The sequence below is a fragment of the Sulfitobacter sp. HNIBRBA3233 genome (assembly GCF_040149665.1).
GTDB lineage: Bacteria > Pseudomonadota > Alphaproteobacteria > Rhodobacterales > Rhodobacteraceae > Sulfitobacter > Sulfitobacter marinivivus.
In genome coordinates, this window is record NZ_JBEFLP010000001.1 from 965,863 (window position 1) to 980,005 (window position 14,143).

The 14,143-nt window shown below is 63.0% G+C and carries 15 protein-coding genes; 7 read left to right on the forward strand and 8 right to left on the reverse strand.

Going from position 1 to position 14,143, the window contains the following annotated elements:
* Window positions 1-14: 14 nt before the first annotated feature.
* Complete coding sequence (locus tag ABMC89_RS04590) at window positions 15-767, reverse strand: cytochrome c biogenesis CcdA family protein (RefSeq protein ID WP_349565654.1); 753 nt, start codon at window positions 765-767, stop codon at window positions 15-17.
* Window positions 768-855: 88 nt separating this feature from the next.
* On the opposite strand from ABMC89_RS04590, the gene ABMC89_RS04595 reads away from it, so the two are divergent.
* Window positions 856-1,086, forward strand: a complete 231-nt coding sequence (locus tag ABMC89_RS04595; RefSeq protein ID WP_349565656.1) for a sulfurtransferase TusA family protein — start codon at window positions 856-858, stop codon at window positions 1,084-1,086.
* 85 nt (window positions 1,087-1,171) lie between these two features.
* Here ABMC89_RS04595 and ABMC89_RS04600 read toward each other — a convergent pair whose 3' ends face one another.
* Window positions 1,172-3,895: an Rne/Rng family ribonuclease gene (locus ABMC89_RS04600; RefSeq protein ID WP_349565659.1), complete on the reverse strand. Its 2,724-nt coding sequence runs from the start codon at window positions 3,893-3,895 to the stop codon at window positions 1,172-1,174.
* A gap of 569 nt (window positions 3,896-4,464) precedes the next feature.
* Between ABMC89_RS04600 and ABMC89_RS04605 the strand changes: the two genes are divergently transcribed.
* Window positions 4,465-4,761: a hypothetical protein gene (locus ABMC89_RS04605; RefSeq protein WP_349565661.1), complete on the forward strand. Its 297-nt coding sequence runs from the start codon at window positions 4,465-4,467 to the stop codon at window positions 4,759-4,761.
* Between the two features lie 33 nt (window positions 4,762-4,794).
* On the opposite strand, the gene ABMC89_RS04610 is transcribed toward ABMC89_RS04605, so the two are convergent.
* From ABMC89_RS04610 to purC, 5 genes are read right to left on the reverse strand one after another with little or no spacing between them, the layout of a single operon-like run.
* The gene (locus ABMC89_RS04610) at window positions 4,795-6,129 is read right to left on the reverse strand and encodes a sigma-54-dependent transcriptional regulator (RefSeq protein ID WP_349565663.1); all 1,335 of its coding nucleotides are present in this window, start codon (window positions 6,127-6,129) and stop codon (window positions 4,795-4,797) included.
* 4 nt (window positions 6,130-6,133) lie between these two features.
* Complete coding sequence (locus tag ABMC89_RS04615) at window positions 6,134-7,903, reverse strand: sensor histidine kinase (RefSeq protein ID WP_349565665.1); 1,770 nt, start codon at window positions 7,901-7,903, stop codon at window positions 6,134-6,136.
* Window positions 7,904-7,939: 36 nt separating this feature from the next.
* A complete protein-coding gene (gene purQ, locus ABMC89_RS04620) occupies window positions 7,940-8,608 on the reverse strand; it encodes a phosphoribosylformylglycinamidine synthase subunit PurQ (protein ID WP_349565667.1) in 669 nt (222 codons plus the stop codon).
* A gap of 1 nt (window position 8,609) precedes the next feature.
* A complete protein-coding gene (gene purS / locus ABMC89_RS04625; RefSeq protein ID WP_349565670.1) occupies window positions 8,610-8,840 on the reverse strand; it encodes a phosphoribosylformylglycinamidine synthase subunit PurS in 231 nt (76 codons plus the stop codon).
* Between the two features lie 46 nt (window positions 8,841-8,886).
* Window positions 8,887-9,648: a phosphoribosylaminoimidazolesuccinocarboxamide synthase gene (purC, locus tag ABMC89_RS04630; protein WP_349565672.1), complete on the reverse strand. Its 762-nt coding sequence runs from the start codon at window positions 9,646-9,648 to the stop codon at window positions 8,887-8,889.
* Between the two features lie 153 nt (window positions 9,649-9,801).
* Here purC and ABMC89_RS04635 point away from each other — a divergent pair, with 153 nt between their 5' ends.
* Both ABMC89_RS04635 and bmt read left to right on the forward strand, forming a co-directional pair.
* On the forward strand, window positions 9,802-10,119 hold the full coding sequence (locus ABMC89_RS04635) for a DUF1476 domain-containing protein (RefSeq protein ID WP_349565674.1): 318 nt from the start codon (window positions 9,802-9,804) through the stop codon (window positions 10,117-10,119).
* A gap of 119 nt (window positions 10,120-10,238) precedes the next feature.
* Entirely contained in the window at window positions 10,239-11,258 is a 1,020-nt protein-coding gene (bmt, locus tag ABMC89_RS04640; RefSeq protein WP_349565676.1) for a betaine--homocysteine S-methyltransferase, read from the forward strand.
* 12 nt (window positions 11,259-11,270) lie between these two features.
* Here the strand turns inward: bmt and ABMC89_RS04645 are convergent, their stop codons facing one another.
* The gene (locus tag ABMC89_RS04645) at window positions 11,271-12,347 is read right to left on the reverse strand and encodes a PA0069 family radical SAM protein (RefSeq protein ID WP_349565678.1); all 1,077 of its coding nucleotides are present in this window, start codon (window positions 12,345-12,347) and stop codon (window positions 11,271-11,273) included.
* A gap of 178 nt (window positions 12,348-12,525) precedes the next feature.
* On the opposite strand from ABMC89_RS04645, the gene ABMC89_RS04650 reads away from it, so the two are divergent.
* The 3 genes from ABMC89_RS04650 to ABMC89_RS04660 all read left to right on the forward strand — a co-directional run bounded on the left by ABMC89_RS04650 (window position 12,526) and on the right by ABMC89_RS04660 (window position 14,102).
* Window positions 12,526-13,227: a corrinoid protein gene (locus ABMC89_RS04650; RefSeq protein ID WP_349565681.1), complete on the forward strand. Its 702-nt coding sequence runs from the start codon at window positions 12,526-12,528 to the stop codon at window positions 13,225-13,227.
* 84 nt (window positions 13,228-13,311) lie between these two features.
* Window positions 13,312-13,467: a hypothetical protein gene (locus tag ABMC89_RS04655; RefSeq protein ID WP_349565684.1), complete on the forward strand. Its 156-nt coding sequence runs from the start codon at window positions 13,312-13,314 to the stop codon at window positions 13,465-13,467.
* The gene (locus ABMC89_RS04660; protein WP_349565686.1) at window positions 13,464-14,102 is read left to right on the forward strand and encodes a DUF1638 domain-containing protein; all 639 of its coding nucleotides are present in this window, start codon (window positions 13,464-13,466) and stop codon (window positions 14,100-14,102) included. The genes ABMC89_RS04655 and ABMC89_RS04660 overlap by 4 nt, the downstream gene beginning before the upstream one ends.
* Window positions 14,103-14,143: the final 41 nt, after the last annotated feature.

Below are 14,143 nucleotides of genomic sequence, written 5' to 3' on the forward strand. Positions count from 1 at the left end.
TGGTTCCCGGCGCGTCAGCCCAAAGCGCCCAGGGCGGGGAAGGTTTCGAGCAGCCAGAAGCTGAAGGTCGAAAACGCACCGGTCAGCATGGCCACGCCAACGACCAGCAAAAGCAGGCCCATGACACGCTCGATCGTTTTCATATGCCGCTTCAGCCTGTTCATCATGCCCATGGCACGGGTCATGAACATCGCGGCCAGAAGAAACGGAATTCCCAGACCGAAGGCGTAGATCGCCAACAGCAGGGTGCCGCGGGTGACCGATGCCTCGCTTGCGGCAAGCGACAGGATCGCGCCCAGCTGCGGCCCGATGCACGGTGTCCAGCCAAAGGCGAACGCCAGCCCCAGAATATAGGCCCCGAAGGACGTTCCGCCCTTGTCCCCTGCATCCATCCGCGCCTCGCGGTCCAGAAACGGAATTCTGAAAACGCTCAGGAAATGGAGGCCGAAAACAATGATCACCACCCCGGAAATCTGGGTGAACAATAGCTGGTTCTGCAAGAAGAACGCCCCGAAGGCCGAGGCGGTGAAACCCAGCAGGATAAATACGGTACTCAGCCCCAGCACGAAAAACAGCGCCGCCACGATAGCGCGACGTCGCGCCGCACGTTCTGAGGACATGTCAGACAGGCTGACCCCGCTCATATACGCCAGATAGGGCGGCACGATGGGCAGAACACAGGGCGACAGAAAGCTGATGATCCCCGCCACAAGGGCGATGGTCATGGCGGGCAAGAGGCTCGCGTCAATAAGATCGATTCCTTCCATGCGCTACAGCTAGCCTTTGAAGAGGCCGCCGTCACCCACAAGAGCGGTCACAAGGTTGTGGACAGCGTGAAACATCTGCCTTAGCTGAATGGATATGAAAGAGATCCTTGATGCGACCGGCCTGTTGTGCCCCCTGCCCGTGCTGAAAGCGCGCAAACGTCTGCAGTCGCTCGCCGTGGGCGACCGGCTGGAAATGCGCGCGGACGATCCCGCCGCCGTGATCGACGTCCCGCATTTCTGCGCGGAATCGGGGCATCAGTTGGTTGAAACCCGCGAAGAAGCGTCAGGCGTACAGGTCTACCTGATCGAGAAACGCTAGGGCCTTTCGGCGGTACAACAGCCCGAACTGAAAAAGGCAGGCCAGCTGGCCTGCCTTTCTCGTTTCATTCACCGTGTCGTGCCGGTCAGCGACCACCCAGAGACCACCAGCCCTTGCGGCGGGATTTGTCTTTTTTGGGCTCTTCGGCCACTTCCGCCTCTGCGGGCTCAGCTGCTGCCGGCTCTTTAGCCGGTGCTTCGGAGGCTACTTCGGCAGGTGCTGCTGCTTGCGGTTCAGCCGGTGCTTCCGCTGCCGCTTGGGCAGGCGCTTCGCTTTGAGGTTCAGCCGGTGCTTCGGGCGCTGCCTGGGCAGGCTCCTCTTTCGCCGCCGCAGGCTCCGCGCTCTCGGCCGGAGCCTCAGCAACGTCCTTCTTGGGCGCCTTCGGCTTGCGGGTACGCTTCGGCTTCGGCTTCTCGGCCTTCGCTTCTGCGGCCGGTTCTTCCTTTACCTCTTCGGCAGGCTCGGCCTGCGGGGCATCCGCTGCGGGTGTGTCCGCTGCGGTATCGGCCTGCTCCGCGGGCTTGTCGGCCTTGGGCTTGCGGCTTCGCGAGCGACTGCGCGGCTTCGGCTTGTCCTCGGATGACGCCTTGGCGTCGTCCTTGCTGTCGGCATCCTCGGCCTTGGCGGGTGACGCGTTATCGGCTTTCTCGGACGACGCATCGTCGTTGGACTTGTCATCCGACCCGCCGTTTTCACTGTTCTGGTCATCGCCGTTGCCCGACCGGCCACCACGGCTGCGCCGCCGCCGGCGCCGCTTGCGCTTGGGCTTGCCATCCGTGTCGTCACCGTCACCGTTGCCGCTGTTCTGCGGCTGGTTCTGCTTGGTCTCGGACTGTTCCTCGTCGGCTTCGTCCTCGCTTGCGACATCCTCGTCGATCTGGTCCATCAGCGACGTGTCTACCGACACGACCGCCTCGGTCTGGGCCACGGTGCGGGTCGCGGTCTTGAACTTCTCCATCGAGAAATCGGGGCTGACCAGATGCGGCTCGCCCTCGATGCGGACGGACATGCCGTAGCGCGCCTCGATATGGGCGATATGCTCACGCTTCTGGTTCATCAGGAAGTTGGCGATGCCCACCGGCGCCTTGATCAGCACCTCGCGGGTGCGCCGACGGGTGCCTTCCTCTTCGATCTGGCGCAGGATCGACAGCGCAAGGTTGTCGTCCGAACGGATCAGGCCGGTGCCGTGGCACGCGCCGCAGGGCTGCGTTGTCGCCTCGATCATGCCGGGCCGTAGACGCTGGCGCGACATTTCCATCAGACCAAATCCCGAGATGCGGCCCACCTGGATGCGCGCGCGGTCGGTCTTGAGCTTGTCTTTCATCCGCTTCTCGACGGCGGCGTTGTTCTTGCGCTCGTCCATGTCGATGAAGTCGATCACGATCAGACCTGCAAGGTCGCGCAGACGCAGCTGACGGGCAACTTCCTCGGCGGCCTCGAGGTTGGTCTTGACCGCTGTCTGTTCGATCGACCCTTCCTTGGTGGCACGGCCCGAGTTCACGTCGACGGCGACCAGCGCTTCGGTCACGCCGATGACGATGTAGCCCCCCGAAGGCAGCTGCACCGTTGGGTTGAACATGCCCGACAGGTAGCTTTCCACCTGATAGCGCGCGAAGAGCGGCAGCTGGTCCTCGTAGCGCTTCACGTTCTTGGCGTGGGACGGCATGATCATCTTCATGAAGTCCTTGGCGATGCGGTAGCCGCGCTCGCCCTCCACGAAAACTTCGTCGATGTCGCGGTTATAGAGATCGCGGATCGAGCGTTTGATCAGATCGCCCTCTTCGTAGATCTTCGCGGGAGCGATGGATTTCAGCGTCAGCGCGCGGATCTGTTCCCACAGGCGTTGCAGGTACTCGTAGTCGCGCTTGATCTCGGCCTTGGTCCGTTTCGCACCGGCGGTCCGCACGATCAGGCCGGCACCCTTGGGCACCTTGATCTCGTTGGCGATTTCCTTGAGCTTCTTGCGGTCCGCAGCATTGGTGATCTTGCGGGATATCCCGCCGCCGCGCGCGGTGTTCGGCATCAGGACGCAGTAGCGGCCCGCGAGGCTGAGATAGGTTGTCAGCGCCGCACCCTTGTTGCCGCGCTCTTCCTTGACGACCTGCACCAGCAGGATCTGGCGGACCTTGATGACTTCCTGAATCTTGTACCGGCGCGGGCGCGGTTTGCGCACGGGGCGGATGTCTTCGTGGTCGTCATCGTCGGCAACGGATTCGATGCTGTCGTCCTTCGACGCCGCATCGGATTTGGTATCGCCGTCGTCCTCGTCGTCCTCGTCCACATCCGGTGTGTCGACCGGCGTCTCCTTCACCCGCTCCATGGGCGAGGACGCCTCGTCGTCTGGCACATCGATGTCACCATCGTCACCCAGATCGACGGTTTCCATACCCTCGATCTCGGCGGAGGTTGTCGCGTCGTCCGTCACGGTATCCTGCGCCTTGGCGCGGGGCTTGCGCGACCGCGAGCGGCCCGACCGCTTGGGTTTGCTGTCTTCGTCGTCCTTGTCTTCCTGCGCCTGGGCAAAAGCGCGCTCTTCTTCCAGCAGCGCTTCGCGGTCGGCAACGGGGATCTGGTAGTAATCGGGGTGGATTTCCGAGAACGCGAGGAACCCGTGACGGTTGCCGCCGTAGTCGACAAAGGCCGCCTGAAGCGACGGCTCGACCCGTGTTACTTTTGCAAGATAGATGTTGCCGGCAAGCTGGCGTCTGTTCTCGGATTCAAAATCAAATTCCTCGACCTTGTTTCCGTCGACCACCACAACGCGGGTTTCTTCCGCGTGGGTGGCATCGATAAGCATTTTCTTAGGCATGATACTCTTCTGCACAAACTCCGGCGCGCAGGACGACCCGGGGGCGCTGCGCGAAAAGTTATGTGTCTTGTCAGGGCGATAGGTGACGGCGCGGCCAGTCTGCCCGAAGGGCAACCTGTTCCATTTCTGTGTGCACGCACGCGCGTCATCGCGGTTCTTCTCCGATGCGCGACCGCGTCAGAGTGCCCCTGCCGCCGTGCGCATCCGTTTATGACTGTGCCGCCTCGGGATCCTTTGTGCGGTCCTCGGCATACATCAGCGTCTCATGTGCCATTTCTGGCGCTACCCTTCTGTCACACGCCGCGTTTTCGCGCGGGGTAACAGCGAATTCTCTAGCGGTCCAATGCCGTAACGGAAACCGGACCCCATCCTTCTAAATAAGGGGAGCGCCACCCCAAACACAATGGGGAATCTCATTTGCGGCACTTGAATTGGCAGATTTGGTAGCACGAGGGTCGAAATGAGGCAGATAGGGTCACTTGCGAAAGGTTGCCCAAGGCGGGCCGAATGGCTACGCTCCGGGTCACAACCGGCCTTGAAAAGCCGGATACCGAATATCTGGAGACACCATGCGCCTTTTCCTGCGACCCGCGACAGCCCTCTGCGTCGGCTTTCTGGCTCTTGCCGCCTGTGACCCGGCGGAATTCGATTCCGATCCGGACGTGCGCCGTGACGCAAAAGCGAACCGCACCTGCGTGAACGCTGTCGAAAACCAGACCGGCGCGGCGGCGCAGCTGAACACGACGCTGCCCATCGTCGAGATCAACCAGTATATCATCGACGTTCCGGCCCTTCAGGAACGCTGGATGTGCCGCACGGAAGATGACGGCACTGCATCGCAGCTTTACAAGATGGGACAGGGATAACGCCGCAAGGCGCCATCCCCTTCCTTTCGGACCCTAGAGGTAATCCGCGCGCTGAAGCTGGTATTTCGCCATCTTCTCGTTCAGCGTGCGCCTTGGCAGGCACAGCTCTTCCATGACACTGGCGATGGAGCCCTTGTGGCGGCGCATCGTATTGTCGATCAGCATCCGCTCGAACGCTTCGACGTATTCCTTAAGCGGCTTGCCTTCGGTGGTCATCACCGGCTGCATCTCGTCGGGGTCCGACATCAGCAGGGACGCGATGGTCCCCGACCCCCGGCGCGATTGCAGAACCGCGCGTTCGGCCACGTTGATCAACTGGCGCACGTTGCCCGGCCATGGCGCCTGCAACAGCTGAGCGGCCTCCTGCGCGCTGACCTGCGGCGCTTCGCAGCCGTATTCGTCCGCGAACTGGTCGCTCAGACGGGTGAACAGGCTCAGGATATCCTCGCCGCGCTGGCGCAGCGGCGGCACGGTGATCCGCAGCGCCGCCAGACGGTAGAACAGATCGGAGCGCAACGCGTCTTCGGAGGTGCGCCCCGCTTCCTGAAGGTTCGAGATCGCGACGATGCGCGTCTCGGCCGGTGTGCCCTGCTCGTTGATCGCCGACAGCAGTTTGGCCTGCAGCGCCTCCGACAGTGTTTCGATGTCTTCGAGGACCAGAGTGCCGCCGCGCGCTTCCTCGATCGCCGGCAGGGTGGCGTCCTCGGGCATCATCGGGCCGAACAGGCGCTTGCTCAGCGCATCTTCCTCGTAGGCCGAACAGCTGATCAGCACGAATTTCTTGCCCGCGCGGCTGCCCACGGCGTGCAGCGCATGCGCCACCAGCGTCTTGCCGGTGCCGGTCTCGCCGTCGATCAGGACGTGACCGTCGGCCTGGCCGAGGTCCAGGATATCCTCGCGCAGGCGCTCCATCACGGGCGACTGCCCGATCAGCTTTTTCATCAACTGGCCGCCGTCCGACAGCTCGCGTCGCAGCGCGCGGGTGTCCATCACCAGACGCCGCCGTGCAGTTGCCTTCTTGGCAAGCTCGCTCATGCGGTCGGGATTGAACGGCTTTTCCAGAAAATCGAAAGCACCCACGCGCATCGCCTCGACGGCCATGGGCACATCGCCGTGGCCCGTGATCATGATGACCGGCAGCGAGCTGTCGTTGCCCATCAGCTTCTTGAGAAACTGCATCCCGTCCATGCCCGGCATCTTGATATCCGAGATCACGATCCCCGGATAATCCGGCCCCAGAACCTTCAGCGCATCCTCGGCGCTGGCAAAGGTTTCCGTGTCATAGCCAGACAGGGCCAGCCACTGGCTGATCGACTGGCGCATGTCCTGTTCGTCATCGACAATCGCTATCTTCATCGCTTGAGCCATTGCTTTACTCCGCTGCTTCAATTTCGCTTTCGCCCTGGTAAAGGGGCAGCTGCATTTCAAAAACCGCGCCACCGGCCTGTCCGTTCCGTGCCGTGAGCCGCCCGCCCAGATCGCCGACGATCCCAGAGGAGATCGCAAGGCCCAGACCAACGCCGTCGCCGGGCTGCTTGGTCGTATAGAACGGCTCGAAGAGCGCATCCAGATCCTCGATCCCCGGGCCATTGTCGCGCACCGCGAGGGTTGCCGTCTCGCCCACGGACAAGATGATCTCGACGGTCGGGTTCCGTTCGGATTTGGTGGCGTCGAGCGCGTTGCGCAAGAGATTGACCAAAACCTGTTCGATGCGCATCCGGTCGCCCAGCACAAGAACCGGCTGGTCGGGCAGAATGCGCGTGATCTGTACCTTACGCTGTTTCAGCTGCGGTTCCATCATGCTGAGCGAACTGGCCAGCGCGTTGCCCATGTTGACCGGCGACAGGGCCTGCTGGCCCTTGCGGGCATAGGATTTCAGCTGCCGCGTGATCGCGCCCATCCGCTCGATCAGGTCGTCGATCCGCCGGAACGAACTCAGCGCCTCGTCGGGGCGGTTCCGATTCAGCAGCAGGCGCGCCCCCGCCAGATAGGTTTTCATCGCCGCCAGCGGCTGGTTCAACTCGTGGCTGACGGCGGCCGACATCTCGCCCAGAGCGGCGAGCTTGGACGACTGCTCCAGCGTTTGTTCGGCCACCGCAAGCGTTTCCTGCACGCGCTTGCGCTCGGCGATTTCCCTCTGAAGGGCCACGTTCAATGCGCGAAGCTCCGCCGACTCACGCTGGAACAGGGCCGCGCGGCCCGCCGTCCGGCGGCTGAGAAAGTAGAACGCCAGCGCCAGAAGAATCGCGAATCCCATGACTTCAAGCGCGAGAACGCCGTTCACACGCTCGCGCACGGAGGCGTAGGTCGTATAGCTGACCATGCGCCAGCCGCGAAAATTGACCCGCTGTTCCAGCCGCATCACCGCCTCGCCCTGCAGGTAGGCATCGGGCGGCAGCGCGGTCCAGTCCGCCGTTGCCTGTATCGCGCGCTCGATCGCGCTTTGCGGGGTCTGTTTGGCCAGCGCATCGGCTTCGGTCTTGCCGCGCCAGCGCGGTTCCGTCGCCAGCAGGATCTCGCCATTGCTGTCGGTCACGATCACCGCGTCCGAGATCCCCGCCCAGGCCCGCTCGAACTTGCGCAGATCGACCTCGACGGCGATGACACCAACGGTCGCGCCGCCGCTCTGGATCCGGCGGGAGTAGAAGAAATCATACGCGCCCGTCTCTCCGGCGATCACGCTGAAGATCGTCGCGTTCGAGCGGATGGCATCAACGAAATAGGGCGCCGACCGGTGGGCGGCCCCGATCCGGTTGCGATCCGTGGCCGCCACCGTGCGCCCGTCCGTATCGAGCAGCATCAGCGACGCGGCCCCGATTTCCTCGACGAATGAGATCAGGCGCTGTGTCGAAAGGGTGTAATCCCCGCTTTCGAGCGCCGAAATCAGCGTGGGATCACGCGCCAGCAGCTGCGGAACGATGGCGTTCTGGCGCAGCTCGGCCAACAGGTTGCCGCCGTAAAGCGCGATCCTCAGTTCGGCACGGTTGCGGGTGGTTTCGGTAAACCGGTCCGTCAACAGCTTGTTGGTGATCGAAATGACTGTCACGGCGAGGATCAGCAGAAACACCAGTGCCACGCGCACACGCCAACTGATGGCGGCGGGCTGCCACGTTGTCTTTGTGCTCTGGGTGCTGTCGCTCATTACGCCACCCTATCCTTCGGGCGGGTGGCGCTCAAGTCAGGCCTCGGTCAGCGCGCCCGCCAATGCGCGGAAGAGCGCCTGCCCGTCCGTACCGCCGTGCCCCGCGTCAGCGGCGCGTTCGGGGTGGGGCATCATGCCCAGCACGCGGCGGTTTTCCGACAGGATGCCCGCGATATCCGCCTGCGCCCCGTTGGGATTGTCGGTGTAGGTAAACGCGATCCGGTCCTCGTCTTTCAGACGCTTGATCGTGTCGGCATCGGCGAAATAGTTGCCGTCATGGTGCGCGATCGGAATGTCGATCACGTCACCCGCGTTGTAGCCTTGCGTAAAGTCGGAGGCCGAGGTTTCGACCCTGAGGCCGACCGTCTTGCAGATGTATTTCAGGCCCGCGTTGCGCAAAAGCGCGCCGGGCAGCAGGCCGGTTTCGGTAAGCACCTGAAAACCGTTGCAGATCCCCATGACATAACCGCCGCGCGCGGCATGATCGGCAACCGATTTGCAGATCGGCGAATTGGCGGCAATGGCCCCGCAGCGCAGGTAGTCTCCGTAAGAAAAGCCGCCGGGAATGCCCACGATATCAATGCCTTCGGGCAGCGCGCTGTCCTTGTGCCAGACCATGGTAACATCCGCGCCCGACTGTTCGAACGCCACCGCAAGGTCGCGGTCGCAGTTGGATCCGGGAAAAACGACGACTGCGGCGCGCATCTCAGGACATCTCCACCGTGTAGCTTTCGATGACCGTGTTCGCGAGCAGACGCTCGCACATCTCGGTCACGTCCGCTTCGGTCGCTCCTTCGGCAAGATCGAGTTCGATCACCTTGCCTTGGCGGACCCCTTCGACCCCGTCAAAGCCCATCGCCCCCAGCGCGTGGCGCACGGCCTCGCCCTGCGGATCCAGAACACCGTTTTTCAGCATCACATGCACCCGTGCCTTCATTGCGCGGTCTCCTGCTTCGTCTTGTCGTGGCGGCCCTTGGGCCGGATCAGTTGATAAGGGTCGGTTTCGTCACCGGCCCGCTGTTCTTGGGGATGACCCCAAGGCGCGTGGCGACTTCGGTATAGGCATCGGTCAGCGAGCCGAGATCGCGGCGGAACACGTCCTTGTCGAGATGCCGACCGGTTTCGATGTCCCACAAACGGCAGCTGTCCGGCGAAATCTCGTCGGCGACGATCAGGCGCTGGAAATCACCGTCGTAGACGCGGCCGACTTCGATCTTGAAGTCCACCAGACGGATACCGACCGCCATCATCACACCCGACAGGAAATCGTTCACGCGCAGTGCGAGCGACAGGATATCGTCCATATCCTGCTGACTGGCCCAGCCGAAGGCGGCGATATGTTCCTCGGTCACCAGCGGATCGCCAAGTGCATCGTCTTTGTAGCAATATTCGACGATCGGGCGCGGCAGTTGCGTTCCCTCGTCGATGCCAAGGCGCTTGGACATGGTGCCGGCGGCGTAGTTGCGCACGATCACTTCAAGCGGCACGATTTCGACCTGCCGGACAAGCTGTTCGCGCATGTTCAGGCGTTTGATAAAATGCGTCGGCACGCCGATCTGGTTGAGACCGGTCATGAAAAATTCCGACAGGCGGTTGTTCAGAACGCCCTTGCCGTCGATCACGTCCTTTTTCTGGGCGTTGAACGCGGTCGCGTCGTCCTTGAAATACTGCACGATCGTGCCCGGTTCGGGGCCCTCGTACAGGATCTTTGCCTTGCCTTCGTAGATTTTCTTGCGGCGGGCCATGGGCGTCCCTCATGTCACACGGTGGCGGGATGGGCCCGCCACGCTGTTGCGCTCCTCTTAGTGCAAGCCCGCCTGCCCTGCAAGCATGCCGACACTTGTAGATGCATCAACCGCTCCCCACATCAATAAGGTCATGCACCCAAGGAGGTAGACATGGACAATTTCAAAGAACGTGAAAAAGCCTTCGAGAAGAAGTTCGCCCATGACGCAGAAATGCAGTTCAGGGCAGAGGCGCGCCGCAACCGGCTGGTGGGCCAGTGGGCGGCAGGCCTTTTGGGAATGACCGAGGTCGAGGCGCAGGCCTATGCCCAGGAAGTCGTGAAAGCCGATTTCGAGGAAGCGGGCGACGGTGACGTGATGCGCAAGCTCGAAACCGATCTCGGCGACAGGGCAGACCGCGCCACGATCCGCGCCAAGATGGACGAACTCCTCGCCGTCGCGCGCGCGCAGATCATGGCCGAACACAGCTAACCGCGCAGGGCGCGACACCATCACCCCCGGCCTCATGAAGAGATGAGGCATTTGATGATTGCCGCGCCCGCCCGCGCGTGAGAAAACCGGAAAAAGTCCCAATTCCGGAGCACTGGCCCGTGTCAAACCTGTTTATCGATCTTCTTGCCGAAAAAGGCGTCTTGCTGGCCGATGGGGCCACCGGCACCAACCTGTTCAACATGGGTCTGGAATCGGGCGATGCGCCCGAGTTCTGGAACACCGACCAGCCCAAGAAAATCATCGCGCTCTATCGCGGTGCGGTCGATGCGGGATCGGACCTGTTCCTGACCAACAGTTTCGGGGCCAATGCCTCGCGCCTCAAGCTTCACGATGCGCAAAAGCGCGCGCATGAGCTGAGCCGTGTCGCCGCCGAGCTGGCGCGCGAGGTTGCCGATACAGCTGGACGCCCGGTGGTCGTGGCAGGCTCTGTCGGCCCCACGGGCGAGATCATGGAACCCGTCGGCACGCTGAGCCATGCCTCCGCAGTCGAGATGTTCCACGAAACGGCGGACGGGCTGAAGGCCGGTGGCGTCGACATCGGCTGGCTTGAGACCATCTCGGCCCCCGAGGAATACCGCGCCGCCGCCGAAGGATTCGCGCTGGCCGGTCTGCCGTGGTGCGGCACCATGAGCTTTGACACCGCAGGCCGGACCATGATGGGCATGACCTCGGCCGGGATGGTCGACATGGTCGACGAGATCGACAATGCGCCGCTGGCTTTCGGCGCGAACTGCGGCACCGGGGCGTCGGACCTGCTGCGCACCGTGCTGGGCTTTGCCGCCAAGGATCCGTCGCGCCCGATCATCGCCAAGGGCAACGCGGGCATTCCGAAATACCACGATGGCCACATCCATTATGACGGCACCCCCGAGCTGATGGCCACCTACGCGCTCATGGCCCGCAACTGCGGGGCCAGCATCATCGGCGGCTGCTGTGGCACCATGCCCTCGCACCTCGAGAAGATGCGCGAAGCGCTGGACACGACCCCCAAAGGAGCGGCCCCCGACCTTGAAGAAATCGCGGCGGCACTTGGCGGATTCTCGTCGGACAATGACGGCACCGAAGAAGGGTCCGATCCTTCCGCGAAGCGCGTGCGTCGCGGACGGCGGCGCAGCTGACCGCATCGCCCCCTAGAAAAGGGCAAGCTGCCGGTCGTCCCGGTGCGGCGCGCGAAACAGGTCGCATCGCATCGGGGCTGCGCGTTCAGACAGGCCCAGCCGCTTGACCGCGATCTCGAACCGCCGCGCGATCATCTCGGCATAGGGCCCGTCGCCGCGCATACGCCGGTGCCACTGCGAATCGTAGAGCGCCCCGCCGTGCATCTCGCGCAGCCGCCCGAGGATCCGCGCCGCGCGGCCCGGAAAGTGCGCCTCCAGCCATTCCTGCACCAGTGGCGATACCTCGCGCGGCAGCCGCAGCATGATCCAGCTTGCGTGGCGGGCACCGGCGGCGCGGCCCTGTTCGAGGATCTGTTCCAGTTCGGGATCCGTGAGAGTGGGGATCAGCGGCGACGCCATGATGCGCACCGGCACCCCTGCCCCGGCCAGCAAGCGGATCGTGCGCAACCGCCGCGCGGGCGCGGGCGCGCGCGGCTCCATCAGGCGCGACAACGCGGGATCGAGCGTAGTGACCGAAATGCCGACACGCACCAGACCGCGCCGCGCCATATCGCCCAGAATGTCGATATCCCGCTCGATCAGGCTGCCTTTGGTCACGATGGCGACCGGATGGCCCGCCTGCGACAGCACTTCAAGGCAACCGCGGGTTACCGCGTGGGTCTTTTCGATCGGCTGGTAGGGGTCGGTATTCGTGCCGATCGCGATGGGCGCAACGCGGTAGGACCGCGCGGCAAGCTCCCGGGACAGCACCTGCGGCGCGTCGGGCCGCGCGACCAGCCGGGTTTCAAAATCCAGACCCGGCGACAGGCCCAGATAGGCATGGCTGGGCCGCGCGAAGCAATAGACGCAGCCGTGTTCGCAGCCCCGGTAGGGATTGATCGACCGGTCAAAGGGCAGATCGGGCGAGCGGTTGTAGGTGATGATGCTGCGCGGCTGCTCTATCGACGTTTCGGTGCGCAGCACCGGAAGCGCGTCCTCCTCCGCCCAGCCGTCATCGACAGCGTCCCGTGTCAGACGCTCGAACCGGCCCGCGTGATTGCTTTGCGCGGCGCGCCCCTTGAGCGTGTATCTGCGATCTTCCCTGTCCATCTCGACAGATTGGAACAAAATGGGAACATTTGCAAGATGCCGGCTTTCGGCGGCGATCCGACTGACGCGGCGTCGCGTAGAAATCGACGCATGTCGCAAAAGTGCATTCCGCAAATTGAAACGGTATGACAAAAGGGGCTAAATATCATGCCTGCACAGTCAGCAGAAGGAATGCCTCATGTCAGACCAAGAAGACGACATCATCCTCTCCGAACTCGACGACGAAGAGCTTGTCCAGCAAATGTTCGACGATCTCTACGACGGTCTGAAGGAAGAGATCGAGGAGGGCGTCAACATTCTTCTCGAACGCGGATGGGAACCCTACGATATCCTGACCAAGGCGCTGGTTGGCGGTATGACGATTGTCGGCGCGGATTTCCGTGACGGCATCCTTTTCGTGCCCGAAGTCCTGCTGGCCGCGAATGCCATGAAGGGCGGGATGGCGATTCTCAAGCCGCTGCTGGTCGAAACCGGCGCGCCGCGCGTCGGCAAGATGGTCATTGGCACGGTCAAGGGCGATATCCACGACATCGGCAAGAACCTTGTCAGCATGATGATGGAAGGTGCGGGCTTTGAAGTCGTCGATCTGGGCATCAACAACCCGGTCGAGGCCTATCTCGAAGCGCTGGAAACCGAAGGGCCCGACATTCTGGGCATGTCGGCGCTGCTGACGACGACGATGCCCTATATGAAGGTGGTCATCGACACGATGGTCGAACAGGGCATTCGCGACGATTACATCGTGCTTGTCGGTGGTGCGCCCCTGAACGAGGAATTCGGCCGCGCCATCGGTGCGGATGCCTATTGCCGGGATGCCGCCGTCGCGGTCGAGACGGCAAAGGAATGGGTCGGGCGCAAGCATAACAGCAAGTCGGCCTGAAGCGGGCCGCGCGATCACAAAGGGCCCTGCGGGGCCCTTTTTTATGCGCCCCTCCGCGCTTAGATTAAGGGCAAAGGAGTTTCCATGCCCAGATCGGTGTTTGCCATCCTCATCCTGTCCGTCATCGCGGCCGCTGCGGTAACGGTTGCGGCTCTTTCGGCCACGCCTGCCCTCTCTGCCGGGGCCGTGCTTGCCGCGCTGGGGGTCGCCGCGCTTGCTGCACGGCTGCTGCTGCGGTGATCGCGTCCGACGACACCCTGCGCGAAAGCGGCCTGCCCGCCCCCTCCGATCCACGCGGACGGGTGCTGGTGATCGCCTGTGGCGCGCTTGCGCGTGAAATCATCGACCTGCGCGACCAGAACGGCTGGCACCACATCGACCTGACCTGCCTGCCCGCCAAGCTGCACCTCTACCCCGACCGGATCACCGCCGAGGTGGAGGCCGCCGTTGCAAAACACCGCGACACCCATGCCCATATCTTCGTGGCCTACGCGGATTGCGGGACCGGCGGGTTGCTGAAAGCGGCCTGCGACCGTCTGGGGGTCGAGATGATCGCAGGGCCCCATTGCTACAGTTTTTTTGAGGGCAATGACCGCTTCGCGCGGATCAGCGAGGACGAGATCACCACATTCTACCTGACCGATTTTCTGGTCCGCCAGTTCGACGCGTTTATCATCAAGCCCATGGGCCTCGACCGGCGGCCGGAGCTGCGCGACATCTACTTCGGCAATTACGAGAAGTTGGTCTATCAGGCCCAGACCGACGATCCGGCCTTGACCGAAAAGGCCCGCGCCTGCGCGGACCGGCTGGGTCTTGCGTTTGAACGCCGGCTGACAGGCTATGGCGATCTTGAGGATGTTCTGGCCGATCTCTGACGCGGCCAGCGCTTTCCCATGAACCTTAAGGCCGGGGCTGG

Bases quoted from the DNA above. Each gene is read 5' to 3' on its own strand.
- ABMC89_RS04590 (WP_349565654.1), bottom strand. From the start codon at position 767: ATGGAAGGAATCGATCTTATTGACGCGAGCCTCTTGCCCGCCATGACC.
- ABMC89_RS04595 (WP_349565656.1), top strand. From the start codon at position 856: ATGGATATGAAAGAGATCCTTGATGCGACCGGCCTGTTGTGCCCCCTG.
- ABMC89_RS04600 (WP_349565659.1), bottom strand. From the start codon at position 3,895: ATGCCTAAGAAAATGCTTATCGATGCCACCCACGCGGAAGAAACCCGC.
- ABMC89_RS04605 (WP_349565661.1), top strand. From the start codon at position 4,465: ATGCGCCTTTTCCTGCGACCCGCGACAGCCCTCTGCGTCGGCTTTCTG.
- ABMC89_RS04610 (WP_349565663.1), bottom strand. From the start codon at position 6,129: ATGGCTCAAGCGATGAAGATAGCGATTGTCGATGACGAACAGGACATG.
- ABMC89_RS04615 (WP_349565665.1), bottom strand. From the start codon at position 7,903: ATGAGCGACAGCACCCAGAGCACAAAGACAACGTGGCAGCCCGCCGCC.
- purQ (WP_349565667.1), bottom strand. From the start codon at position 8,608: ATGCGCGCCGCAGTCGTCGTTTTTCCCGGATCCAACTGCGACCGCGAC.
- purS (WP_349565670.1), bottom strand. From the start codon at position 8,840: ATGAAGGCACGGGTGCATGTGATGCTGAAAAACGGTGTTCTGGATCCG.
- purC (WP_349565672.1), bottom strand. From the start codon at position 9,648: ATGGCCCGCCGCAAGAAAATCTACGAAGGCAAGGCAAAGATCCTGTAC.
- ABMC89_RS04635 (WP_349565674.1), top strand. From the start codon at position 9,802: ATGGACAATTTCAAAGAACGTGAAAAAGCCTTCGAGAAGAAGTTCGCC.
- ABMC89_RS04645 (WP_349565678.1), bottom strand. From the start codon at position 12,347: ATGGACAGGGAAGATCGCAGATACACGCTCAAGGGGCGCGCCGCGCAA.
- ABMC89_RS04650 (WP_349565681.1), top strand. From the start codon at position 12,526: ATGTCAGACCAAGAAGACGACATCATCCTCTCCGAACTCGACGACGAA.
- ABMC89_RS04655 (WP_349565684.1), top strand. From the start codon at position 13,312: ATGCCCAGATCGGTGTTTGCCATCCTCATCCTGTCCGTCATCGCGGCC.